Raw genomic sequence first — 24307 nt, 5'->3', positions numbered from 1 at the left:
TTGCATGCAAAAAATCTGCTAACTTTTATAAAAAGCAGCAGATTTTTCGTATAGTATTTATAATTTAAATTGCTGAATGAAGCCTTGTAGCTGTTGCGCATTTTCACTTAATTCTTCTGCAACAGCATTTACTTGCTGCATTGTTGCAACTTGCTCGTCAACAGATTCTGCAATCATTTGAGAATTAGTTGCTGATTGATTAGAGACATTGGCAATTTCCGTGACAGAGGCTGCAACCTGCTCAGCACTGGCAGAGATTTCTTCAGATGTAGCAGAAATTTCTTCAATTTGCTCTGTGAATGCTGCAACCGCAGAGGTGATGGAGTAGAAAGCATCTCCAGCCTCATGAATTTTGGCTACGCCATCCTGTACAGAAGCTAAACCATTGTCGACAGAGGCAGCAACATTTCGTGTATCTGTTAGGATTTCTTTCGTAATAGCAACGATTTGATTGGCAGATTGATTCGATTCCTCAGCAAGTTTACGTACCTCATCTGCTACTACTGCAAAGCCTTTCCCATGTTCTCCAGCTCTCGCTGCTTCAATGGCAGCATTCAGTGCCAGTAAATTTGTTTGCTCTGAGATAGCTGTAATCACTGTTGTAATTTGTCCGATTTCTTCTGATTGCTTACTTAGTTTTTGCGTTAAGGTTGCAATGTCAGAAGTTGCTCGTGCAATCATATCCATCTGTTCTTTTGCTGTTGTAATGGTTGCTCCGCCTGTGAGGGCAAGCTGAGTCAGATTTTCTGCATTGTGGTGAAGACTTTGGGTCGCCTCCGCAATACGTTGAACTCCTGATGCTGTTTCATCCATTGCCACAGCACTTTGCTGAGAGGCACTAGCAGAAGAAGTGACATGTGTTACGTTTTCTTGAAGTCTTTGAGCAATATCATCAGAGGTTGTGGTTACTTCTTCTGTACTAGCAGAAAGCTCTTCTGAGACAGCTGATAAATGGGATGCGCTATCTTGTATGTTAGTCATTAGGCCAGCTAGATTTTGTTTTAATGTATTGACTGCATTTGCAAGTGTGCCGATTTCATCTTTTGATTGATGGTCAAGCTCAGTGATCGTTAAATCACCTTGTGCTAATGTATCTGCTGCTCCAATGGCTTTCCGTAGTGGCAGGACAATGGAGTTTTTGACAAAATACATAAAATATAAACCGATTATGATACTAGCAATTAGAAGGCTCATAGCAATGACAATAGCACGTGAAACGGTATGATTAATAGATTGATCCACCTTTTGAAGCTGTTCATCGTGATAAGCTAATAAATCGGTTGTTAACTTGAATATGTCCTTATTGTATTTTGTGACATCATGGTTAACAATAGAGAGCGCTAAATCTGTATCGCCATTATTAAACGCTTGCAAAGCTTTCTGTGAATTTGATAGTAACTCTTTTTGCAATTCTGTGATTTGCTGCATAATATTTTTTGTATAATCTGATCGAACAATAGTAGAAAGTTCATTCACTGTTTCAGGTAACAACTTTTCATAGCGCTCTAAATTGGCCTTAGCTGTTTCATCCTGATTATTTAAAATATAGGAGCGTAAAAATAAGCCTTGAGACGCAAGTTGTTGTTGTATTTTATCCGTTAATTGGATTTGCACCATACGATGCTTCAATACTTCTTCTAAATCATTCTGTGTTGTTTTAAATTGAATAAATGATACGATGCTTGAGATAAGAAGTAAACAGGTTAAGGAAATGAATCCTAGATTTAATTTTTTGCGAACGGACATAAACTTCCTACTTTCTTTTATTATATGGAAAAAATTGATGCTCTGAAATTACTATAACTTGATATATTTACATGGTCAATACTCAAGGGATTTTCAATAGTAGGAAATATTCTTCTCTAATAAATTTTTATAGAAGGATAATATACCTACTTTTGATTGTTCTGATAAAATAGGTATTTAAACTTTTTTCGTCAGAATTGATTGACAATAGTATTGGATTGGCATAGAATTAAGGCTAACTTTTTGTTCGGTCAAGGTAGAAGGTCTCGGGAGCGAGGTCAGCCAAAGAACAGATGAGCTGAGTTTAGATGAGAATAGCTGAGAAATTGTTGAATAAGAGTAGTAGCATAAGTGTGTAATAAAGAGAGTCAGTGGATGGTGTAAACTGATTTACAGCTTATGTGAATGGACTTATGAGAGTCGCTTATAAAAAGCGAACGTGATTCCCCACGTTATAGGGGTGCTTTCAAGGTGTGGTTTAACATACATATGATGAAAAGCACAAAAGTGAGAGCATATGCTCTAATATGAGGTGGCAACGCGGTCATAATCGTCCTCTGCAATTAGGAATAATCCTTTTTGCAGAGGGCTTTTTTATTTTCATTCAGCATTCGTCTAAACATTAGCTAAAGGAATCTTTGAAAAAAGGAGCAAAATAGCTATGCAAACAACGAGTTCAAGAACAAAAATGAAAACCATCAATGGCGATTCCTTAACACCTATTTTAATTTTCAGGCGTTTACAGGGAAAACATAAATTTTTATTGGAAAGTTCTGCTCAACATGAAGGAGCAGGAAGGTATTCATTTATTGGTGCCAATCCACGAAAAACATATAAAGGAGTGGGCGAAGAAATCCAAGAGGTTTCCTATAAAACAGGGAAAACATATGTGCATAAAGGTGAGCTCTTTGTCCTTCTTAAACGACTCATGCCACGCATCTCCAATACGACACAATTTCCTTTTTCAGGTGGTGCTGTCGGATATATAGGTTTTGGCGGCACAACGATGTTCGTAGACAAGAAAATAGAACTGCCTGATGCTCATTTTCATGTCTATGAAACAATCATTGTATTCGATCATCAAACAGATGAAGTGACATTGATTCATACAAATATTGATGCAGAAAAACAACAACCTGATTTGGAAGAATTGGCTCAACAAATAGTAAATGGGCAGATCAGTGACGAAGCATCTTATCGTTATCAACCACTTGATGCTACAACAAATGAATCATTTGCAACGGTTTTACAGACAATGCAAGCCAATTTACATGATGACATAACAAGAGTAGTTCTGCCGAAGCGTGATGTAGCCAACTTTCAAGGTGATACGTTGGCTTTGTATCGGCAACTGCGCAAAAAAAAGCCTGCATCTTATCTGTATTATGTAGAATTTGAGGATCATGTTGTGTTAGGTACTTCTCCTGAAAGTTTAATCCGAGTAAAAGGTGAAAGAGTTATTGCGACGCCTACAGAGGGAACATGCCCACGAGGGGAGACAAAAAATGAAGATTTAGAAAATGAACGCCAATTATACAACCATGCGAGCATTAGACAATCGCATGCACTTCTTGTTAGTGCTGTTCAGCAAGAATTACAGTCGGTTTGTTTCCCGGATTCTGTTCAGGTCATGGAGGCTATGCGTATCCAGAGGTCAAAAAAGGCACTGCATATGACATCTAGGATTGAGGGAAAGCTCTTACCAATGCTGCATGCCCTTGATGTTTTAGCAGCAACTATATCACCAAGTTCAGCAACGGATTTTCCGCATACAGCTGGTAATTTTGGTGCTCTTGGCTTTATTGGGTTTAATGGTCATTTGGATTTTGCCTTAACAGGGCAATCTATTGTGATTAAACAGGATACTATGCATATGCAATCAACAATAACTATGACCAAGTATACAAATGTGGAAAACGTTTTACAAAAAGTGCAAGCGGAAGAACAGGCATTTTTACAGTTACTGGTGAACAATGGAGGGCGAAACTAATGGAGCAATTACAACAGAAAGTACTGCAGGGAACACATCTCATATACGAAGAAATGTTGCAGGCAGCCCAATGGTTGTTTCAGGATGACACACCTAAAGAAGAAATGGCCAGCTTTTTAACAGCTTTATCTGCGAAGGGAGAAACTGCACATGAAGTAGCAGCATTAGCGACCACTATGCGATCTTTTGCTCTCGATGTAGCCGTAAAGGAAGATCACTATATGGATAATTGCGGTACAGGGGGAGATGGTCTTCATACCTTTAACATAAGTACAGCTTCTGCTTTCGTGTTAGCTGGAGCAGGTGTCAAAATTGCCAAACATGGGAACCGTAAAATCTCTTCCTCCTCTGGTAGCTCAGATGTGTTAGAAGCACTAGGTATTCATACAGCAATTACCATCCCACAAACAGTCGATTTGCTAGAGAGAGAGGGAATCGCTTTTATTTATGCACCGAATGTCCATCCGAAATTAAAAAGAATTGGTGAAGTTCGCCGTTCATTAGGTAAACCAACGATCTTTAATCTTGTTGGCCCTTTAACAAATCCAGTCCCATTGTCCACACAATTTACGGGCATTAATCGACCGAATTTTGTTATGGAATATGCCTCAGTCTTACAAATGCTTGGACGTGAGCGGGCCATTGTCGTTTCCGGACCACAAGGCTTAGATGAGGCTTCATTAGCAGGGCAAAATACATTGGTTTTAGTAGATAAAGGGGATCTAATTCCCTTTTCCCTAACTGCAGAAGATATCGGTCTTCAAACGGCACCTTTAGAGGCCATCCGTGGTGGCAATGCAGATGAAAATGCAGTGATTATGCAAAAAATATTGGCTGGGGAGCAGAGTCCTTATTTAGATACAGTAGTATTAAATGCTGGTATCGGCTTATTTGGTTATGGTCAAGCAGAAACCATTAAAGAAGGTGTAGCCATGGCAAAGGAAAGTATTTTTAGTGGGCGAGCACGACAAAAATTAGAAGCGGCTGTTACCTATAGCAAGCAAATTAAAGAAGTGGAGGTAGGGTAATGAATATACTCAATAAAATTTTACAGCAAAAGAAGATCGAGGTAGGCGCTTTATTAGAGCAGCCAGATCCTTTAGCAAATTTTACTGAAACGCCACGTCCATCATTAGTTGAGACATTGCGTCAAGCCCATACACTACAAGTCATTGCTGAAATGAAGCGTGCCTCACCTTCCAAGGGATTAATTGCTGGTGGGGCAGACCCAGTTGCTCAAGCACAAGTCTATGCACAAGCAGGAGCAGCAGCTATTTCAGTCTTAACAGACAAGGAGTTTTTTGAAGGCTCCTTTGAAGATTTAGCAGCAGTTGCTCGTGCAGTCGATACGCCTCTTCTTTGTAAGGATTTTATGATTGATCGGGTGCAAATTCGATTTGCGAAGGCAGCAGGTGCATCCATTATTTTATTAATTGTAGCGGCTTTAACAGACGATGCCTTACGTGATTTATATAGCTATGCAACGGGCTTAGGCCTAGAAGTTTTAGTGGAAGTACACGATCGTGTGGAGCTTGAACGTGCACTTGCAGTAGATGCAAAGTTAATTGGCGTGAATAATCGAGATTTACGTACCTTTGAAGTAAGCCTAGAGCGCACAAGAGAAATTGCCGATGTGTTTCCATTTGATGAGGAGCGAGTATTAATTAGTGAAAGCGGTATATGGTCAAAAGAAGATGCGAAGCAAGTAGCCTTGATGGGGGCTAGTGGTGTCCTTGTAGGTGAAGCATTAATGCGGAGTGGGGATGCGGGGCAAGCACTACGCCAATTGCAGGTAAGTAAGGAGGGGGCATCAGTATGACAAAGGTCAAAATTTGTGGATTACAGGAACAAGCACATGTCAAAACAGCGATTCATGCTGGTGCAGATGCTATAGGTTTTGTTTTTGCACCGAGTAAACGTCGTGTATCCATTGAGCAAGCCCAACAGTTAGCGAAGCATGTACCACAAGGCGTTTTGAAAATAGGTGTCTTTGTCAATCCAACGCCAGCTGAATTAAAGGAAGCGGTAGAGCGAGTGCCTTTAGATTATGTGCAATATCATGGGGAGGAAACGCCAGCATTTATTCAGGAGCAAGGCTATCCTGCCATCAAGGCATTGTCGATACGAGGACAAGAGGATGTTCAAGCGGCTGCTAACTATCAGGTAGATTATTATTTATTCGACGCGCCTGGTACAGAGTTTAAAGGCGGGAGTGGTCACACTTTTGATTGGACACTGCTTGAGCAAGTAGGTATTCCGAAAGAAAAGTTACTATTAGCGGGTGGTCTCAATGTAGACAATATTGAAGCAGCTATTACAGATGTAGGTCCTTTTATGGTGGATGTATCGAGTGGTGTGGAAACAGATGGAATCAAGGATTCTACCAAAATACAAGCATTTTTACAGGCAGTAAAGAGGGGGAGCAGATGATGGGAATATCAATAGCAAATAGTGTACCGACAAAGGAAGGACGTTTTGGGCAATTTGGCGGACGATTTGTGCCAGAAACATTAATGACAGCTTTGCTAGAATTAGAAATTGCCTATGACGAAGCATTAAAAGATCCAGTATTTACAGAGGAGCTGTCCTATTATTTAGAGGAGTATGTTGGACGTGAAACACCGCTCTATTACGCAGAAAATTTAACAAAGGCACTAGATGGAGCAAAGATTTATTTAAAGCGCGAAGATTTAAACCATACAGGTGCACATAAAATTAATAATGCGATTGGGCAAGCACTTCTAGCCAAACGCATGGGCAAAAAGAAAATTGTTGCTGAAACAGGAGCTGGTCAGCATGGTGTAGCAACGGCTACTGCATGTGCATTATTAAATCTTGAATGTGTTGTTTTTATGGGTGCAGAAGATATCAAACGTCAGCAGTTAAATGTCTTTCGTATGGAGCTGCTTGGCACAAAAGTTCAATCGGTGGAAAGTGGTTCTAAAACATTAAAGGATGCTGTGAATGCTGCACTACGCTATTGGGTGACAAATGTTGAGGACACCCATTATATTTTAGGCTCTGCCTTAGGTCCACATCCATTCCCGAAAATTGTCCGAGACTTTCAGCGTGTCATCGGGGTAGAAACAAGAAAGCAAATCATGCAAAAAGAGGGTCGTTTACCAGATGCAGTTGTTGCCTGTATTGGAGGCGGGAGTAATGCAATCGGTATGTTTCATCCATTTGTTGATGATGAATCAGTTGCCTTATACGGTGTGGAGGCGGCAGGAAGTGGTCTTGAAACTGGGAAGCATGCAGCGGCCATCGCAGGTGGACAATTAGGTGTATTGCATGGCGCCTACATGTATTTATTACAGGACGAAAACGGCTTTGTCCAAGAAGCTCATTCTATTTCGGCTGGGTTAGATTATCCAGGGAAAGGGCCAGAGCATTGTTATTTACATGATATTGGTCGAGCACAATTTGACTCCATCACAGATGCTGAAGCACTGGAAGCCTTACAATTATTAAGCCGAACTGAGGGGATACTACCTGCGCTTGAAAGTTCCCATGCCATTGCTTACACAGCAAAACTTGCAAAGACTATGACAAAAGATCAAATTATTGTGGTGTGTTTATCTGGTCGAGGAGATAAAGATGTTCACACAGTTCGAGCAGCACTAGGAGGGGATGTTAAATGACGACTTTACAGCAAGCGATCGAACAAGCAAAGGTTGCAGGACATAAAGCTTTTATACCTTATATCATGGCAGGTGATGGAGGGCTAGAGACCATTAAGCCGACTATTTTAAAACTGCAGCAATTAGAGGTAACAGCTATTGAAGTAGGGATTCCTTTTACAGATCCTGTCGCAGATGGTCCAACGATTGAACGAGCAGGAGAACGAGCACTTGCAGCCGGAGTGACATTAAGAAACGTATTGCAAACACTTGCGTCATTTAAAGATGAAATAACAGTGCCTCTCGTAGTCATGACTTATTTCAATCCAGTATTAGCGTATGGCTTAGAGGCCTTTGCGCAAGCCTGTGTAGCTGGGGGAGTGAAGGGATTAATTGTACCAGATGTCCCATTGGAAGAAAGTGAGTTGTTACGTGAGGCATTAAATCCATATGGCATCGATGTTGTGCAACTCGTCTCATTAACAAGCCCACCTGAGCGAATCGCTCGTATTGCTTCAGCAAGTCAGGGCTTTGTTTATGCAGTGACCGTCAATGGCATTACAGGCGCAAGGTCGCGTTTTGCCGATAATTTAGAACAGCATTTTGCAAGCCTACGTCAAGCAAGTCCAATTCCTGTGCTTGCAGGCTTTGGCATATCAACACCCGAGCAAGTGAAAAAGATGGGGGCTTTGGGAGATGGCGTGATTGTCGGTAGTGCCATTGTTACAGCATTGCATGAAGGGGATTTGGCAACAGTGGAAGCATTGGTAGCCGCTTCAAAAGGTATGTTAGAGAAGTCTACTCTTTAGGGGAGTAGGCTTTTTTTGTAGTGATGTGGATAGAATGCTGTAATTGGCAGATAGATATGGAAAAGTGACGGATAGAAATTAAAAAGTAATGGATAAAACTATCAATCTGACGGATAGTGCGTAACCTATAGAAATTCGGTATAATAGCTTTCGTAAGGAAGTGAGAAGATGATTCTATCGAAAAAAAGATGGCAGGTGGAGCGTCCAGACGCAACACTTGTACAAGCATTACAAAATGACTTACAACTTTCTGCGATTGCAGCAAAAATTTTAGCAGCACGAGGCTGCGAAACAACAGCTGACGCAGAAAGCTTATTAAATATGACTGAGGCAAATATCCATGATCCATTTCTTATGCATGGTATGGCTGAAGCAGTGGCACGAATTGAACAAGCACTAGATAATGGTGAGAAAATTTTAGTGTATGGTGATTATGATGCAGATGGTGTGACAAGCACAACCGTTATGTTACATGTTTTACTAGATCTAGGAGCGGACGTCTCCTTTAAAATTCCGAATCGTTTTATCCATGGTTATGGTCCGCATGAAGCCCTATTTCGGGAGGCCTATGAGGAGGATGTACAGCTAATCATTACAGTGGATAATGGGATAACTGGTATCGAGCCTATTCGAGTAGCAAAGGAGCTTGGCATGGATGTCATTGTGACAGATCACCATGAACCAGGTGAGGAGCTACCGCCAGCAGATATTATTCTTCATCCTCGAATACCAGAAGGACAATATCCGTTTGGCGAGCTAGCGGGAGTAGGGGTTGCCTTTAAGCTGGCACATGCTCTATATGGTGAACTACCAAGCCATTTAATTGAATTTGTGGCGATTGGCACTGTAGCAGATTTAGTCCCTTTGGTGGACGAAAATCGTTATCTCGTGAAGCGGGGTATACAGGAAATGCGCCGTTCTCTTAGCCCATGGGTACAAGCGATGTGTAACATAGCCAGTACAGAACAGACAAAAATTACGGAAGAAACGATTGGCTTTTATTTTGGGCCGCGATTAAATGCCGTTGGTCGACTTGGTGAAGCGGCTCCTGGCGTGGAATTATTAATGGCAGAGGATAATGCTAAAGCAACCGCATTGGCAAAACAGTTAAATGCCTGCAATACCGAGCGCAAAGATATTGTGAAAAGTATTACGGATGAAGCCATTGCACTGATTGAAGCAGATGAAAAAGTCGGCAATTCCTTAGTTCTTGTTGTTGCTGGCGAGGGCTGGAATGCAGGTGTTGTGGGAATTGTAGCCTCACGTCTCGTTGAACTATATTATCGTCCAACGATTGTGCTGTCACTCGATCCCGAAAAGGGCACAGCAAAAGGCTCTGCTCGAAGCATTGAAGGATTCCATCTATATAACGAACTAGCTAAAAATCGAGATATTTTACCGCATTTTGGTGGACATCCTATGGCTGCAGGTATGACCTTATCATTAGAGCATGTGGATGAACTACGTAAGCGCTTGGATGCGCAGGCCAGAGCCTGCTTAACAGAGGAGCAATTAACACCGATCGTGCATATTGATATTCCGCTCAGCATTGACGAAATTTCAGCAGATGCTATTGAGGAAATTTCAACATTAGGACCATTCGGCACAGATTTCCCGAAGCCTGTTTATGTGCTTGAGGATGTAGAAATCGCCTCCATGCGTAAAATTGGAGCGGCCGAGAATCATATTAAAATGGAAATAACAAACGGCTATGACAAATTGGATAGTGTTGGTTTTAATAAAGGGCATTTACATGATGAATTAACGTATGGCATCAAAGTTTCCTTTATAGGTGATTTGCAAATTAACGAATGGCAGGGACGTAAAAAAGCCCAATTTATGATCGAGGATGTCCAAACAACAGAATGGCAACTATTTGATATTCGTGGTATCCGCCAAACAGCTCGATGGCTGAATACGGTACCGAAGGACGAGGCACAGTTTATCGCCTTTCGTCCAGAAACGATGACCTATTATCAATCATTAATTGGTGCACCTATTACATTGGTTGACCCAACCCTTTCAAAAATTGAACAAAGTGATTACATCGTGCTCTTAGACTTGCCACACCATGTTCAAAAGCTAGAAGACGTTTTACAGAAGACAACACCTTCACGTATTTATGCACATTTTTATATGCCCGATTCGCAATACTTTAGTGGTTTACCTACTCGTGAACAATTTGCTTGGTATTATAAATTCTTGAAAAATCGACCAGCCTTTCCACTTGATATGCATATTGCAGATTTAGCGAAGCATACGGGCTGGCCATTAGAAACATTAAAATTTATGACACAGGTGTTTTTTGAGCTTGATTTTGTTAAAATGGAGAGTGGACTGACGACTGTCAACGTGAATGCCCCAAAACAAGCACTAACAGAGGCACCGTCTTACAAACAACGTTCAGAACAGATTGAAATGGAGCAAAAGCTTGTCTATGCACCTTATATAGAATTAAAACAATGGTTTGATGAACGATTAACATAAACGGACGTATAACGTTTCGTAGGAGGAGCAAGAACATGGATTTAAAGCAATATGTTACAACGGTTGAAAACTGGCCAAAAGAAGGCATTACTTTTAGAGATATTACGACAATTATGGATAATGGATCTGCTTACAAATATGCAACAGATCAAATTGTAGAATATGCAAAAGAAGTGGGAGCTGAAATTGTGGTTGGCCCTGAAGCTCGTGGGTTTATTATCGGTTGCCCAGTTGCCTATGCACTTGAAATTGGCTTTGCACCTGTTCGTAAACCAGGTAAATTACCACGTGAGGTGATTAGTGCGGACTATGGTCTAGAGTATGGAAAAGATACATTAACAATGCATCACGATGCGATTAAGCCTGGTCAAAAGGTGTTAATCTGTGATGATTTACTAGCTACTGGGGGAACAGTTGAAGCAACAGTGCGTTTAGTGGAACAATTAGGTGGTCAGGTAGTCGGCTGCGCATTCCTAATCGAACTTTTAGAATTAAATGGTCGCGAGAAGCTTGGCGATTTAAATATTAAAACACTTATTCAATATTAAGAGCATTGAAAAAGCGCCCTACACTGTGGGCGCTTTTTTTATACTTCGTCATATGCTTGAATAATTTTTTGCATTGTTCGCAAGGTATCGTAGAAATCTGCGTATTTTTCGGTTCCAATATCCTCGATGATTCTATCTTGAATTCCTTGCCAAATAGGTGCGGCTTCATGTAGCTTTTCTAAGCCTTCTTCAGTGAGCGTAATTTTTTTTGTGCGAGCATCATTTGTATCTCGCTTTAATTCAACATAGCCATGTTGCTTTAATAGATTAATATTACGTGTAACAGTGGTTTGATCGAGTTGTAATATTTCACCTAAACGGCTGATTGACACAGCTTGTTGAAGGTCGATATGTGCAAGCATCGAATATTGTGTAACTTTTAAACCAGTAGGCTGTAGCAGCTTATCATATAATTGCGTGACAACCCTTGTTTTCTTTCTAAGGTTTGCACAAACACATATTTGTGTATAATCAATATTTTTAAGTTGATTCTTCATCGACAGTACTCCTTTGAAGGGATTCTACTTATTGTTAGTATACACCCAAAAACTAGAAATTACTTCTTGACAGCTTTATGAACGATTACTATCATTATACATGTATATACATATAAATGAAATGAATAGACTTAAACATGTATATACATGTTTTGCGGTCTATCATAAGAAAAGAAGGTGTTAGGGTGAAGCGTGTTCATTATAGTTGGTTTATTTTGATCGTCACATTTTTCTCGATTATTGTCGCAGGGATTACGATGTCATCATCTGGTGTGTTTATCGATCCCCTTGAAAAAGAATTTCACTGGGATCGTTCAACCATTGCTTTAGCTTTCGCTGTAAGTTTGTTTTTATATGGCATATCTGGACCATTTATGGCTGCACTACTTGAAGTCATTGGCTTAAAGAAAATGATGCTCAGCGCCATGGCCACTTTAGTAGTAGGAATGACTTTAACATTTTTGATGAGTCAATCTTGGCAGTTAATCGTTATTTGGGGAGGCATTATTGGTCTTGGAGCGAGTCTATTTTTAACGGTGCTTAGTCCATATGTTGCGAATCATTGGTTTGTAAAACGCAGAGGGTTAGCAGTTGGTATTTTAACGGCAAGTACAGCCACGGGTCAGTTAATTTTACTGCCAGTGCTAGCTATCATCATCGAACACTATTCTTGGCGATGGGCTATCGCATTAATGCTACTCCTTAGTACAATAATGTTCTTCATGATTGCTATTTTTATTAAAAATAAGCCCCAGGATATTGGTTTGACACCTTATGGACAAGAAGAGACTATAGAAGAACATCTAATACAGCAAAAAAAGAATCCAATAAGCATGGCTTTTTATGGTTTATTAGAGGCGATTAAGGTTAAAGCGTTTTGGTTACTAGCAGGCAGCTTTTTTATTTGTGGTCTATCGACAAGCGGATTAATTGGTACTCATTTTGTCTCTTATTGTATTAGCTTTGGTGTTCCTTTAGTTACCGCTGCATCACTTCTTTCCTTTATGGGCGTTTTTAATTTATTAGGCACGACTGCCTCTGGCTGGTTATCTGATCGCTTCGACAATCGTTGGTTGTTGTTTTGGTATTACATGTTAAGAGGCGCTTCTCTTTTATTACTTCCTTATGCACTCGCGCAAGGGTCTTTTGTTTTACTAACGATTTTCACCATCTTTTATGGACTAGATTGGATTGCTACTGTGCCACCAACCATCAGTATGACACGACAAATTTTTGGTATGCATAAAAGTAGTATTATCTACGGCTGGATATTCGCCTCCCATCAAGCAGGAGCGGCGGTTGCTGCGTATGGTGGAGGGTTGATTTATAAATTTTTTAATTCCTATACGTGGGCTTTTTTCCTTGCAGGGATGTTTTGTGCAATGGCCAGTTTATTCGTCATCATTGTTAAAAAGCAAACACCCCAGCAAGCATAAACAAATAAAAGTTGAACCTCGGTATGATGAGGTTCAACTTTTTTAATAAAGAATCTTTTGACATAATACAAACAAAAGTTTATAATATAAACAAATATAATAAAAGGTGATGCTATGAATGAAAGAGAACAGGCGGTGCTTGCTTTAATTCGCCAGAATCCGTTTATGTCTCAGCAAGAAATGGCAGATACAATGAATCTGTCACGTCCCGTGCTTGCTAATTTAGTGTCTAGTTTAACGAAGCAAGGAAAAATTGTAGGTCGTGCTTATATTTTACCCGAGGAAAATGAAATTATTTGCATCGGTGGAGCTAATTTAGACCGCAAATTCCATGTAAAGGGCAATGTTCAATTTGGAACATCTAACCCTGCCAGTTCTTCCTTTAGTGTAGGTGGTGTTGGTCGAAATATTGCTGAAAACTTAGGCAGATTAAACCACCAAGTGACGTTACTAACAACGGCAGGGAAAGATGCTGATTGGCAAGTGATCCAAGAAGCTTCGGAATCCTTTATGAATCTACGTTATGTAGAGCAGCTAGCAGAGGCTTCTACGGGTTCTTATACTGCCATAATGGATGAACAAGGTGAGCTAGCACTAGCTGTAGCGAATATGGAGGTTTATGACCTTCTGTTACCTAGCTTGTTGAAAAAACATGAAACAATGCTAGTGAACGCGGGATGTTTTATTTTGGATTTAAACTGTCCAAAAGAAACAGTGGCGTATATCCAGCAAGTAGCCATTGCTCGTGCTATTCCACTTGTCATTGTGCCGGTATCTTCGCCAAAAATGAATCGACTACCTGAAACATTACAAGGCGTAACTTGGTTTATTTGTAACACAGATGAAGCGGAAACGATTGTTGGACATAAAATTGAAAACGCTACCCATTATGAAAAAGCATTACAACAGCTTCTACAACTAGGTGCTGAACATGTCATTATCACGGCTGGCAGTAAGGGCGTTTATGCAGCATCTACAACGATTGCGCCTCATCAATTTGCTGCCAAAGTGATTGACAAAATTGAAGATGTAACAGGAGCAGGAGATGCCTTTGTCAGCGCTGTCATTCACAGTTGGTTGACTGGACAATCTTTTGAGACATGTATTGATGCTGGATTAACCAATGCAAAAAATACATTGGCATCTCCTTATACAGTAAGACCTGAATTATCAGTAGATTTGTTGAAAAATGAAATGGAGGAATAACAACATGAAAGAATTCATCGTATTATCAGAAGAAGTAAAAGCAGGACAAGCAAAAGGTCTACCAATCGTTGCATTAGAATCAACAATTATTTCACACGGTATGCCATACCCACAAAACGTGCAAACTGCGCGTGAAGTTGAGCAAATTATTCGCGATAATGGTGCAGTCCCTGCAACCATTGCATTAATTGATGGAAAAATTAAAATCGGTCTATCAGATGAAGAACTAGAAATGTTCGGTAATGCTCAAGGTGTTGCGAAAGCTTCACGTCGTGACTTAGGTTTCTTACTAGCAACGAAAAAATTAGGTGCTACAACAGTTGCAGCGACAATGATCTGTGCAGAGCTTGCAGGTATTGAAATCTTTGTAACAGGCGGAATTGGTGGTGTACACCGCGGTGCTGAAACAACAATGGATATCTCTGCTGACTTAGAAGAATTAGCACAAACAAATGTTGCCGTTATCTGTGCGGGCGCAAAATCAATTTTAGATATCGGTCTTACACTAGAATATCTTGAAACAAAAGGTGTGCCAGTGGTTGGTTATGGTACGGATGAATTACCAGCATTCTACACACGTCAAAGTGGTTTCGATGTAAACTTCCAATTGGATACACCTGAGGAAATTGCAGCAATGCTATCTGCGAAATGGCAATTAGGCTTAAAAGGTGGCGCAGTCATTGCAAATCCAATTCCTGAGGCGGAAGCATTAGAGCATACATTTATTACAAACATTATTGAAAAAGCTTTAGTTGAAGCGGAAGAGAATGGCATTCAAGGTAAAAACGTTACACCATTCTTACTTGGCAAAGTGAAAGAATTAACAGAAGGTAAAAGTCTTGATGCCAATATTGCATTAGTGAAAAACAATGCAGTAGTCGGCGCGAAAATTGCTGTAGCTTATAATCAATTACATTAATCCATTTGTCGAAACAAGGACTCTTTGTGACGTGAAGTCGCAGAGGGTCTTTTTTATTAAAAAGAAGAATATTTTTTCCATTTTTCGAACTGTTCACGAGATTAACTAAACTAAATGATACAGTCTCTTTACAATAGGCTACAATATTTTATACAATTAAGTTTATATCTAATCTGAAAAATTTGACGAGCAAGGTGGACATGTTATGGCGAAAGAGCAAATTTTGACTCCTGAGGACGTTTTTGAGTTAGTCAAATCCTACATGAATGATGAAAATGTCGCATTCGTGAAAAAAGCATATGAATTAGCAAGGGATGCCCATATTGAGCAATTCCGTAGCTCTGGTGAACCGTATATTATTCACCCAGTACAAGTAGCAGGTATTTTAGCTGAATTACAAATGGACCCAGAAACTGTAGCGGCAGGTTTTTTACATGATGTTGTCGAAGATACGGATTTTACGCGGGATGATTTGGTACGTGAATTTGGCGAAGAGGTAGCTGTGCTTGTTGATGGTGTTACCAAACTAGGGAAAATTAAATATTTATCAAAAGAGGCGCAGCAGGCTGAAAATCATCGGAAAATGTTTGTGGCTATGGCACAGGATATCCGTGTCATCCTCATTAAGCTAGCAGATCGTCTTCATAATATGCGTACGTTAAAGCATTTACCTGCTGAAAAGCAACGACGTATTTCAAAAGAGACGCTAGAGATTTTTGCACCTCTTGCTCATCGTCTTGGAATATCGACTGTAAAATGGGAGCTTGAAGATACAGCACTGCGCTATTTAAACCCACAGCAATATTATCGTATTGTCAGTCTGATGAAGAAAAAACGTGATGAACGTGAAGCTTATTTAGAAAATGTGATGGCTGAGATGAAATCACAACTGAATGAGGTTGAAATTGACGCAGATGTCTATGGTCGACCAAAACATATTTACAGTATCTATCGAAAAATGGTGCTACAAAAGAAACAGTTTAATGAAATTTATGATTTATTAGCCATTCGTGTTCTTGTCGATAGTATTAAAGATTGCTATGCCGTATTAGGGATTGTGCATACACTCTGGAAACCAATGCCAGGGCGCTTTAAAGACTACATTGCTATGCCAAAACAAAACCTGTACCAGTCCCTGCACACGACCGTTATTGGACCTTATGGTGACCCATTGGAGGTACAGATTCGCACGAAGGAAATGCACAAAATTGCAGAGTACGGGATTGCGGCACACTGGGCGTATAAAGAAGGCAAAAACGTCGATCATCAAAAGCAGAATGTCGATCAAAAATTAACGTGGTTCCGCGAAATTTTAGAGTTCCAAAATGAATCTTCCAACGCAGAAGAATTTATGGAATCCTTAAAATTTGATTTATTTTCTGATATGGTTTATGTATTTACACCTGAAGGCGATGTCATTGAATTGCCAGCAGGTTCTGTTCCTATTGATTTTGCTTACCGTGTCCATTCAGAAGTCGGAAATCGTACGATTGGGGCGAAAATCAATGGGAAAATGGTACCGCTTGATACACCATTAAAGACAGGTGATATCATTGAAATTTTAACTTCTAAACAATCCTTTGGTCCGAGTCGCGATTGGCTAAAAATAGCACAATCCTCTCAGGCGAAAAATAAGATTAAGCAATTCTTTAAGCGACATCTACGTGAAGAAAATATTATCAAAGGTAAAGAAATGATTGAAAAAGAAATCCGTGCGCAGGATTTCGATTTAAAGGAAACAATGTCTTCTGAAAACCTCAAACGTGTATGCGATAAATTTAACTATACAAATGAAGAAGATTTGTATGCGGCAGTTGGCGTGAGTGGCATTACAGCGCAGCAGATAGTAAATCGTCTAGCAGAAAAACGTCGTAAAGAGCGTGAGCAGGAAGAAGCTTTAGAGAAAATCGAACAAAAAATGAAAAATCCAATTCCACAAAAACGGACGGAATCCGGTGTTATTGTAAAGGGCATTGACAATATGCTTATTCGACTTTCTCGTTGCTGTACACCTGTTCCTGGTGATGATATTGTAGGCTTTATTACGAAGGGTAGAGGTGTTTCTGTCCATCGTGAGGACTGCCCAAATATTCAAATAGAGGATGAGCAGGAGCGCTTAATTGAAGTGGAATGGGAGCATGGTGTCATTCCTGAGAAAAAAGAATATCCAGTCGATATCGAAGTATCAGCCTTTGATCGACCTGGTATATTAAATGAAATTATGCAAATCGTTAGTGAGACAAAAACAAATATTTTGGCAGTCAGTGGTCGTGCTGACCGTGATAAAATGGCAACAATTCATTTAACAATTTCTATTTCAAACATCTCACATTTGCATAAGGTTGTTGAGCGAATTAAACAAACACCTGATATTTATTCAGTGCAGCGTGTCATTAACTAATTGATAGGCAATATAGAATTGGGGTTTTAATACATGAAAGTAGTATTACAGCGCAGTAAAGCTGCCTCTGTAACAGTGGACGGAACTGTTACAGGAGCGATTGATCATGGCTATGTTCTTTTAGTGGGGATTACAAATGAAGATACACATGAGGATGTTGCCTATTTAGCAAAAAAAGTAGCCAATTTACGTCTTTGGGAAGATGCAGATGGAAAAATGAATCATTCGATCTTAGAGCATGGAGGCGCTATTTTGTCCGTCTCACAATTTACGTTGTATGGGGATGCAAAAAAAGGGAATCGTCCAAGTTTTATAAATGCAGCTAGACCAGAAGCAGCTGAGCCGCTGTGGGAGGCCTTTAATCAAGCATTACGCGAGCACGGCTTACATGTGGAAACAGGTATTTTTGGTGCAATGATGGATGTAGCACTAATTAACGATGGTCCAGTCACAATTCTTCTAGAGTCAAAATAATGGAACGTTTCCTATAATTCCTTCATATACTAAAGAGTATGGTTAGTTTTATAGGAAGGGGTGTCTATGAACATGACGCAGACGAGAAGTATAACCAATCCATATTTATACGAAACGCTTAACATGATGATTGGTCAGGCAGTAGTTGTGCAAACAGAAAAAAATATTCAAAAAGGTATTTTATTATCCATACTACCTGACCATATGATCCTTGAGATGAATCGTACGCCTTTCTTCATTCGAATGGAGGAAATTGTATGGGTTACATTGGAAACTACAAAAAAATGAGAAAGTATGAACCTTCCAATCATAATAGATGATAGAAGGTTCTTTTTTTATCTGTTTATGGTAAATGAAAATGTTTGAATGACAAATAGTAGTGATCCTGCAAATGTTTTTTTGGAATAATATAAAAGGTGTTTCTACCTCTCCTCCTCATTCATTACCTTCAGCAAACGTATTATTAGCAGTTCAATCCCTTCATTATGAATGCAATGAAAATAAAAGCATTCCATATACAATCGACTTATATTTGCCCGCTAATTTGACAGTTAACATGCTTATTTTAAATTGGGAATTATGGTTAAAAGCGACAACAAACCATCCATATTCAAAATGCTTATCAAACACATTGCTGTCTTCACCACAGACTATACCCATCTCTTGATTGAACAATGTGAAACGAACATCATGTGTATGTTAGATGACGACAATTAGATTGATAATTTTATTTTAGAAAAATAATGAATTTAACATTAATAATCTGTGGATGTACATTATTATCCGATTACTCGTGTTTGTGGGGAAGGAGGATCTTTATAGCCAAGGTCAGCCAAGAAGCTTAATAATAAGGTAACTATAAAGTATGCTTGCTAAAATAATAGAAAATTAATACTTTACAATAAATTTAAACTCATGTATATTTATTTTCAATTAGCGACAAATAGCGACAATGTTGTGAAAATGTCTAAATAGAGAAAAAGGAGCGTGGTTTAATGGAAAATGAACAGGGGATAAAGAAGAAAAGCTGGTTGAAGGTACCTCATACATATACGATTATTTTTGCCATCATTTTTTTAGCAGGTATTGCAAGCTACATCATACCAGCAGGTGAGTTCGAACGTGTAGAGGATGAGGAAGGGCGAATGCTCGTTGTAGATGGAAGCTATCATCATATTGAGAGTGAGCCAGTTTCCTTTTTCGAAATGTTTACAGCCGTTCCAATGGGTCTTGAAAAAGGGGCTCAAATCATTTTCTATATTTTTTTAGTCAGTGGTGTGTTTGGCATTATTCGTTCTACAGGTGCGATTGAGGCTGGTGTCTATAAAGGAGTAAAAGCTTTAGAGGGAAGAGAAAAATTACTTATTCCTTTATCGATGATTTTATTCTCTGTTGGTGGTTTTACAATGGGGATGGCGGAAGAAACAATTATTTTCGTGCCGATTGGTGTGGCCATTGCACGTGCAATGGGCTTTGATGCTGTAACAGGAACTGCCATGATCACTCTTGGTGCTGCCAGTGGATTTTTTGGAGGAATGCTTAATCCCTTTACAGTAGGTGTTGCGCAATCATTAGCAGATGTACCATTATTCTCAGGAATTGGCTTCCGTGCAGTAGTCTATGTTTTTGTTTTAGCTTTTGCGATTTTCTATGTATCTCGTTATGCTTTTAAGGTGAAAAAGAATCCACAGGCAAGCGTTATTTATGAGATTGAGCAAAAAGCTAAATCCAATGTATCTGCGATTGACATCCCAACATTAACAGGCAAGCATAAATTTGTATTTATTGTCATGGCTTGTGGGATTGGCTTTAATATTTATGGTGTCTTTAATTGGGGCTGGTTCTTGACGCAGCTAACTGCATCCTTTTTAATTATGGGGTTAATTGCAGGACTAATTGGTGGTTTAAAACCTGCCACTATTTTTGATTCCTTTATTGAGGGAGCTAAGGCTGTAACGTTTGGAGCTTTAATTGTAGGTTTTGCTCGTGCTATTACGGTTGTTTTAGAGCAGGGGAAAATTATCGATACGATTGTTTATGCGGCATCTGAAACAATTGGACATTTGCCACATGCTATCAGTGCAATCGGCATGTTACTTATCCAAGCCCTTTTGAATTTATTTATTTCATCTGGTAGTGGACAGGCAGCTGCAACAATGCCAATTATGATTCCAATTACGGATTTATTAGGATTAGAACGACAAGTGGCTGTTTTAGCCTTCCAATATGGAGATTCCTTAACGAACTCTATTATCCCTACTTCGTCTGCGTTAATGGCGTATTTAGCCGTTGCAGGTATCCCATATGAAAAGTGGATTAAGTTTATCTGGAAGATGATTCTTGGATGGGCAGTGATTGCGTGTCTAGCGTTAATTGCTGCGGTAGCATTAGGAATATCTTAAAATATGAAAAAAGATCAGGACACTAGCAGAAAAAGACCTTTTGGCAAGGTGAGGGGTTGATTTCTGCAAAGTGTCCTTACTTTTTTTCATAGTTGCATAGCCCCAATATCTGTATTCTTAGGGGATAGGATTTTTATTTTCAATGTGGAGAAGTGAAAAAAGCTGTGGATGTTATCATCCGCAGCTTTTTTGCTTATTCATCTTGTTCATTAAAGTAGTTGAGAATCCCTTGATAAATACCAAGAGTCGCTTGTTCACGGAATTTCGCCGTTGTGATGACGCGCTCCTCACTTGAATTGCTCAAGAAGCCTAACTCAATGAGGACTGCCTTTTGACGATTTTCTCGTAGGACTAAATAATTCCCTTGTTGTGCACCACGATCTCTCAAATCTATTTTACTTGATAGTCCATCATGAATCGCCTCAGCAAGCCCTTTTTGATTGCTATTCATATAGTAAGACGTGAAGCCGTTAATGGAGCTATCGTCTGTTGCATCGTAATGAAGGCTAATAAAGGCATCTGCCTCATATTGATGGGCAATCGATACACGTTTACGCAATGCCACATATTCATCTGATTCTCTCGTCATGACCACGTTCGCGCCAGCAGCACTTAGCTTGGAAGCAAGCAGCGTGGCCGTTTTCAAAGTAATGCCCTTTTCCTCTGTACCACGTTGACCAGTTGTACCATGGTCATTCCCACCATGACCAGCATCAACAACTATCGTTAACCCGCTTAATGTCCCTTTTTTACGGGGCTCTTCTTTTTCTTTCTGTGAATTTGGCGCTTTATTGGAACTTGTTGTGACTACCCAGTTCGCGACAAAAGCTGTTTTTTCGTCGTCTAATTGTATTTCATAAAAATCATTTTTAACGCCTACAATCGGGTAATTTACACCAGCATCTACACGTTCAACCACTTCAGCTGCCGTTGAGGCATCCGTTCGTAGATTTGTCCCATTATAGATAATGGTAACAGACTCCAACTCTTTGGAAGTTGACGTTTTTGAGGTGCTCTTTACTTTATTGGAAAATGTACCGTAAAAACTATAGACCCAACCCGTTTTTTTATCATTGTACTGAATTTGTACCCAATTATGCTCATGCGCCAGTACTTTAAAGGCTTGACCTTTTGTTGCTGTGCCGATTTTTTTAGCGTTCAAGTCTGGTTTTTTTCGGATATTTAGGACGTCCACTAAAATGGTAAAGGTTGTATCCTTGTTGGCAGGTGTTGCGGTTGTAGTAGTTACTTCAACAGCATCTTCTTTGGGTTCTGTTTCTTTTTTAGGATTATCGTTGATCGTGACATAATCCTTCGAAACCCATCCTGTTAATCCATTCCAATCAATTTTTGCCCATTCTCCATTTTCTTCAATGAGGTTTGCTTGGTTACCCGTAGAAAGTTGACCAAGAACTGCTGAAGAGATGTCTGGTTCTGTTCGAATATTTAAACGGTCAACTTGTGAAATGACGGTTTTATCGATGGCTTGTTTAGCATTTGTAGGTGCGGTCAGCCAAGAGGCAACCCATCCTTCGTAGTTACCTGCTTTGACTTGATACCAATCACCTTCTCGACCGATTGAAGTTAAAGGGTCACCTTCTTCTAAAGTCGTAATAATGGGATAAGACAATCCAGGACCCTCACGCAAATGAAGAATCGTTCCCGCGACTTTTAGATCACTGGTATCAGCGGAAGCTCTTTGAACAAAGTTCTTATTGGGAATCGCCATCGTTACCATTAGTACGAAGATGATTATACTATGTAAAATTTTTGTCCTCATCAGATTCCTCCTATTCCTTGTGCTATTTTACCATGCTTTTATCATAAAATTCGTGGTAAAATGGTAACAGAATTGGTTATTTTCAATATAGACTGATGAAAAATACAAAAATAGTTGACATTGCCTTAGCTAGTGACTAACATAAAGGGTAATCGAAAAATGATTAATCGCTTATGACCAAGCAAGTAGCGTATACCACTATTGGAAAAGAGAGGGAAAGACTTAGGCTGCAATCTTTCCTACAAAAATGTATCACGCGAATAACACTTGAGAGGCTTTTTTCTGAAAGGCAGTGCCTAGTAGGAAAAAACGGAATCGGCCGTTATCCGATTACGAGGAGGACACATGTAATGATTTGTGTCAACTAGGGTGGAACCGCGGAAGCTTATACAGCTCTCGTCCCTTGCAATAGCAAGGTGACGGGGGCTTTTTTTGTTGTCCAAAAAGTAATGCGTTCATTCGAGGATGGTTGTTTTTGCTCAGAGAAGAGGGGAAGGCGCTCCTAAAAAGAGAGAAAGTGCTCCAACTAGAGTGAAAAGTGCTCATCAAAGGTTGCTACCCGCTCCAACTGGACAGAAAACCGCTCAATCGAAGCATGCCTTCGCTCAAAGTGGGACGACAGCTGCTCTATCATAAGCAATCGATATAGGAGGGAATTACATGAGTTTTAAAGTGCCACGAGGGACACAAGATATTTTGCCGGGTCAATCTGAGAAATGGCAAAAGGTTGAAGCGATTATTCGTGATATTTGTCGTGTTTATCGCTATAACGAAATTCGCACACCAATTTTCGAGCAAACGGATCTATTTGCACGTGGTGTTGGGGAAACAACAGATGTTGTGCAAAAGGAAATGTATACATTTGAAGATCGTGGGGGGCGTTCATTAACACTACGTCCAGAAAATACGGCTGGTGTCGTACGTGCCTATGTGGAGCATAAAATGTTTGGTGCTCCAGATCAGCCAGTTAAGCTTTCTTACTTAGGACCAATGTTCCGCTATGAGCGTCAACAAGCTGGTCGTTATCGTCAATTTGTACAGTTTGGAGTAGAAGCAATTGGTTCAGCAGATCCTGCCATTGATGCAGAAGTCATTGCTCTTGCAATGGACGTCTACGAATCAGCGGGTTTAAAGGATTTAAAATTAGTAATTAATTCACTTGGTGATAAAGAAACGCGTGATACGCATCGTACAGCGTTATTACAGCATTTTGAGCCACATATTCATGAGTTTTGCTCAGATTGTCAAAGTCGTTTACAAAAAAATCCATTACGAATTTTAGATTGTAAGGTAGATCGTGAGCACCCATTAATGCAAACGGCTCCTGCGTTAACTGATTTCTTAACAGAAGAATCAGCTGCTTATTTCGCTCAAGTGAAAACATACTTAGATACATTGGGTATTTCTTACGAAGTTGACCCAAATCTTGTGCGAGGACTTGATTATTACAATCACACAACATTTGAAATTATGTCCACAGCATCTGGCTTTGGGGCCATTACAACATTGTGTGGTGGTGGACGCTACAATGGATTAGTGCAAGAAATTGGCGGTCCAGATGTACCAGGTATTGGTTTCGCACTAAGTATTGAGCGTTTGTTGCTGGCACTTGAAGCGGAGGGCGTTGAATTAGATACAGCTTCAGGGCTAGATGTTTACATTATTGCAATGGGCGATGAAGCGAAGCAAAAGGCCGTTGAGCTGACAAGTACTTTCCGCGCGAAGGGCCTTGCGACAGAGATGGATTATTTAGACCGTAAAATGAAGGCCCAAATGAAATCAGCGGATCGTCTAGGTGCAAAATATACCCTTGTTCTTGGTGAAACAGAACTTGAAGAGCAGGCAGCTGCTGTGAAACATATGGAATCTGGTGAACAGCACAAAGTGACATTCTCAGAGCTAGTGAACTATTTAACACAACAAGCATAAAAACAGACAGAGGGCATTTGTAGTGAAATGCTACATAAATTGAAGATATTTTGGAGGAATTTA

Annotated in this window: 20 protein-coding genes and 2 other annotated features; of the genes, 16 read left to right on the top strand and 4 right to left on the bottom strand. The window is 39.9% G+C overall.

All coding sequences use genetic code 11. The annotated features are described in order from the left end of the window. Positions 1-57: 57 nt before the first annotated feature. Entirely contained in the window at positions 58-1746 is a 1689-nt protein-coding gene (locus MHB40_RS17375) for a methyl-accepting chemotaxis protein (protein WP_342533061.1), read from the bottom strand. A 320-nt stretch (positions 1747-2066) separates the two neighbouring features. Continuing rightward, positions 2067-2307 (top strand) — a binding site (T-box leader). A 100-nt stretch (positions 2308-2407) separates the two neighbouring features. Between MHB40_RS17375 and MHB40_RS17370 the strand changes: the two genes are divergently transcribed. The 8 genes from MHB40_RS17370 (at position 2408) to MHB40_RS17335 (ending at position 11200) form a co-directional block, all read left to right on the top strand. Further along, positions 2408-3736, top strand: coding sequence for a chorismate-binding protein (locus tag MHB40_RS17370; protein WP_342533060.1), 1329 nt, complete (start codon positions 2408-2410; stop codon positions 3734-3736). Next, positions 3736-4764, top strand: coding sequence for an anthranilate phosphoribosyltransferase (gene trpD / locus MHB40_RS17365; RefSeq protein ID WP_342533058.1), 1029 nt, complete (start codon positions 3736-3738; stop codon positions 4762-4764). Before MHB40_RS17370 ends, trpD begins: the two co-directional genes overlap by 1 nt. After that, positions 4764-5555, top strand: a complete 792-nt coding sequence (gene trpC, locus MHB40_RS17360; RefSeq protein ID WP_342533057.1) for an indole-3-glycerol phosphate synthase TrpC — start codon at positions 4764-4766, stop codon at positions 5553-5555. The genes trpD and trpC overlap by 1 nt, the downstream gene beginning before the upstream one ends. Further along, entirely contained in the window at positions 5552-6166 is a 615-nt protein-coding gene (locus MHB40_RS17355) for a phosphoribosylanthranilate isomerase (RefSeq protein WP_342533056.1), read from the top strand. Before trpC ends, MHB40_RS17355 begins: the two co-directional genes overlap by 4 nt. Further along, the gene (trpB, locus tag MHB40_RS17350; protein WP_342534796.1) at positions 6166-7377 is read left to right on the top strand and encodes a tryptophan synthase subunit beta; all 1212 of its coding nucleotides are present in this window, start codon (positions 6166-6168) and stop codon (positions 7375-7377) included. Before MHB40_RS17355 ends, trpB begins: the two co-directional genes overlap by 1 nt. Then, positions 7374-8165 carry a tryptophan synthase subunit alpha gene (gene trpA, locus MHB40_RS17345; RefSeq protein ID WP_342533055.1) on the top strand — a complete coding sequence of 264 codons (792 nt, stop codon included), beginning with the start codon at positions 7374-7376 and terminating at the stop codon, positions 8163-8165. Before trpB ends, trpA begins: the two co-directional genes overlap by 4 nt. A 168-nt stretch (positions 8166-8333) precedes the next feature. Beyond that, entirely contained in the window at positions 8334-10652 is a 2319-nt protein-coding gene (gene recJ, locus MHB40_RS17340) for a single-stranded-DNA-specific exonuclease RecJ (protein ID WP_342533053.1), read from the top strand. 35 nt (positions 10653-10687) lie between these two features. Further along, on the top strand, positions 10688-11200 hold the full coding sequence (locus MHB40_RS17335; protein ID WP_205444616.1) for an adenine phosphoribosyltransferase: 513 nt from the start codon (positions 10688-10690) through the stop codon (positions 11198-11200). A 38-nt stretch (positions 11201-11238) separates the two neighbouring features. On the opposite strand, the gene MHB40_RS17330 is transcribed toward MHB40_RS17335, so the two are convergent. Next, the gene (locus MHB40_RS17330) at positions 11239-11697 is read right to left on the bottom strand and encodes a MarR family winged helix-turn-helix transcriptional regulator (protein ID WP_205444614.1); all 459 of its coding nucleotides are present in this window, start codon (positions 11695-11697) and stop codon (positions 11239-11241) included. Between the two features lie 185 nt (positions 11698-11882). On the opposite strand from MHB40_RS17330, the gene MHB40_RS17325 reads away from it, so the two are divergent. The 6 genes from MHB40_RS17325 (at position 11883) to MHB40_RS17300 (ending at position 18421) form a co-directional block, all read left to right on the top strand. Beyond that, a complete protein-coding gene (locus MHB40_RS17325; protein ID WP_342533052.1) occupies positions 11883-13133 on the top strand; it encodes an MFS transporter in 1251 nt (416 codons plus the stop codon). A 114-nt stretch (positions 13134-13247) separates the two neighbouring features. Beyond that, positions 13248-14339, top strand: coding sequence for a carbohydrate kinase (locus MHB40_RS17320; protein WP_205444610.1), 1092 nt, complete (start codon positions 13248-13250; stop codon positions 14337-14339). 4 nt (positions 14340-14343) lie between these two features. Continuing rightward, positions 14344-15258, top strand: coding sequence for a pseudouridine-5'-phosphate glycosidase (locus MHB40_RS17315; RefSeq protein ID WP_205444609.1), 915 nt, complete (start codon positions 14344-14346; stop codon positions 15256-15258). 205 nt (positions 15259-15463) lie between these two features. Continuing rightward, a complete protein-coding gene (locus tag MHB40_RS17310; RefSeq protein WP_342441078.1) occupies positions 15464-17659 on the top strand; it encodes a bifunctional (p)ppGpp synthetase/guanosine-3',5'-bis(diphosphate) 3'-pyrophosphohydrolase in 2196 nt (731 codons plus the stop codon). A gap of 33 nt (positions 17660-17692) precedes the next feature. After that, entirely contained in the window at positions 17693-18133 is a 441-nt protein-coding gene (gene dtd, locus MHB40_RS17305; protein WP_342533051.1) for a D-aminoacyl-tRNA deacylase, read from the top strand. 72 nt (positions 18134-18205) lie between these two features. Next, positions 18206-18421, top strand: coding sequence for a DUF2642 domain-containing protein (locus MHB40_RS17300; RefSeq protein ID WP_342441076.1), 216 nt, complete (start codon positions 18206-18208; stop codon positions 18419-18421). Between the two features lie 195 nt (positions 18422-18616). Here MHB40_RS17300 and MHB40_RS17295 read toward each other — a convergent pair whose 3' ends face one another. Further along, a complete protein-coding gene (locus MHB40_RS17295; protein ID WP_342533050.1) occupies positions 18617-18793 on the bottom strand; it encodes a hypothetical protein in 177 nt (58 codons plus the stop codon). Positions 18794-19128: 335 nt separating this feature from the next. Between MHB40_RS17295 and MHB40_RS17290 the strand changes: the two genes are divergently transcribed. Beyond that, positions 19129-20535, top strand: coding sequence for an AbgT family transporter (locus tag MHB40_RS17290; protein WP_205444602.1), 1407 nt, complete (start codon positions 19129-19131; stop codon positions 20533-20535). A gap of 193 nt (positions 20536-20728) precedes the next feature. Here the strand turns inward: MHB40_RS17290 and MHB40_RS17285 are convergent, their stop codons facing one another. Next, a complete protein-coding gene (locus MHB40_RS17285; RefSeq protein WP_342533049.1) occupies positions 20729-22315 on the bottom strand; it encodes an SH3 domain-containing protein in 1587 nt (528 codons plus the stop codon). Positions 22316-22479: 164 nt separating this feature from the next. Then, positions 22480-22722: a binding site (T-box leader), on the top strand. A 253-nt stretch (positions 22723-22975) separates the two neighbouring features. Between MHB40_RS17285 and hisS the strand changes: the two genes are divergently transcribed. Continuing rightward, positions 22976-24244, top strand: a complete 1269-nt coding sequence (gene hisS, locus MHB40_RS17280; protein WP_205444599.1) for a histidine--tRNA ligase — start codon at positions 22976-22978, stop codon at positions 24242-24244. The last annotated feature ends 63 nt before the right edge of the window (positions 24245-24307 follow it).

The sequence above is a fragment of the Lysinibacillus sp. FSL K6-0057 genome (assembly GCF_038630885.1).
Taxonomy (GTDB): domain Bacteria; phylum Bacillota; class Bacilli; order Bacillales_A; family Planococcaceae; genus Lysinibacillus; species Lysinibacillus fusiformis_F.
Note: the sequence above shows the minus strand (reverse complement) of the source record. Positions and strands in the feature narration are given on the sequence as shown.

Excerpts from the sequence above, each read along its gene's own strand:
- MHB40_RS17375 (WP_342533061.1), bottom strand. The coding sequence starts at position 1,746 with ATGTCCGTTCGCAAAAAATTAAATCTAGGATTCATTTCCTTAACCTGT.
- MHB40_RS17370 (WP_342533060.1), top strand. The coding sequence starts at position 2,408 with ATGCAAACAACGAGTTCAAGAACAAAAATGAAAACCATCAATGGCGAT.
- trpD (WP_342533058.1), top strand. The coding sequence starts at position 3,736 with ATGGAGCAATTACAACAGAAAGTACTGCAGGGAACACATCTCATATAC.
- trpC (WP_342533057.1), top strand. The coding sequence starts at position 4,764 with ATGAATATACTCAATAAAATTTTACAGCAAAAGAAGATCGAGGTAGGC.
- MHB40_RS17355 (WP_342533056.1), top strand. The coding sequence starts at position 5,552 with ATGACAAAGGTCAAAATTTGTGGATTACAGGAACAAGCACATGTCAAA.
- trpB (WP_342534796.1), top strand. The coding sequence starts at position 6,166 with ATGGGAATATCAATAGCAAATAGTGTACCGACAAAGGAAGGACGTTTT.
- trpA (WP_342533055.1), top strand. The coding sequence starts at position 7,374 with ATGACGACTTTACAGCAAGCGATCGAACAAGCAAAGGTTGCAGGACAT.
- recJ (WP_342533053.1), top strand. The coding sequence starts at position 8,334 with ATGATTCTATCGAAAAAAAGATGGCAGGTGGAGCGTCCAGACGCAACA.
- MHB40_RS17335 (WP_205444616.1), top strand. The coding sequence starts at position 10,688 with ATGGATTTAAAGCAATATGTTACAACGGTTGAAAACTGGCCAAAAGAA.
- MHB40_RS17330 (WP_205444614.1), bottom strand. The coding sequence starts at position 11,697 with ATGAAGAATCAACTTAAAAATATTGATTATACACAAATATGTGTTTGT.
- MHB40_RS17320 (WP_205444610.1), top strand. The coding sequence starts at position 13,248 with ATGAATGAAAGAGAACAGGCGGTGCTTGCTTTAATTCGCCAGAATCCG.
- MHB40_RS17315 (WP_205444609.1), top strand. The coding sequence starts at position 14,344 with ATGAAAGAATTCATCGTATTATCAGAAGAAGTAAAAGCAGGACAAGCA.
- MHB40_RS17310 (WP_342441078.1), top strand. The coding sequence starts at position 15,464 with ATGGCGAAAGAGCAAATTTTGACTCCTGAGGACGTTTTTGAGTTAGTC.
- dtd (WP_342533051.1), top strand. The coding sequence starts at position 17,693 with ATGAAAGTAGTATTACAGCGCAGTAAAGCTGCCTCTGTAACAGTGGAC.
- MHB40_RS17300 (WP_342441076.1), top strand. The coding sequence starts at position 18,206 with ATGACGCAGACGAGAAGTATAACCAATCCATATTTATACGAAACGCTT.
- MHB40_RS17295 (WP_342533050.1), bottom strand. The coding sequence starts at position 18,793 with ATGGGTATAGTCTGTGGTGAAGACAGCAATGTGTTTGATAAGCATTTT.
- MHB40_RS17290 (WP_205444602.1), top strand. The coding sequence starts at position 19,129 with ATGGAAAATGAACAGGGGATAAAGAAGAAAAGCTGGTTGAAGGTACCT.
- MHB40_RS17285 (WP_342533049.1), bottom strand. The coding sequence starts at position 22,315 with ATGAGGACAAAAATTTTACATAGTATAATCATCTTCGTACTAATGGTA.
- hisS (WP_205444599.1), top strand. The coding sequence starts at position 22,976 with ATGAGTTTTAAAGTGCCACGAGGGACACAAGATATTTTGCCGGGTCAA.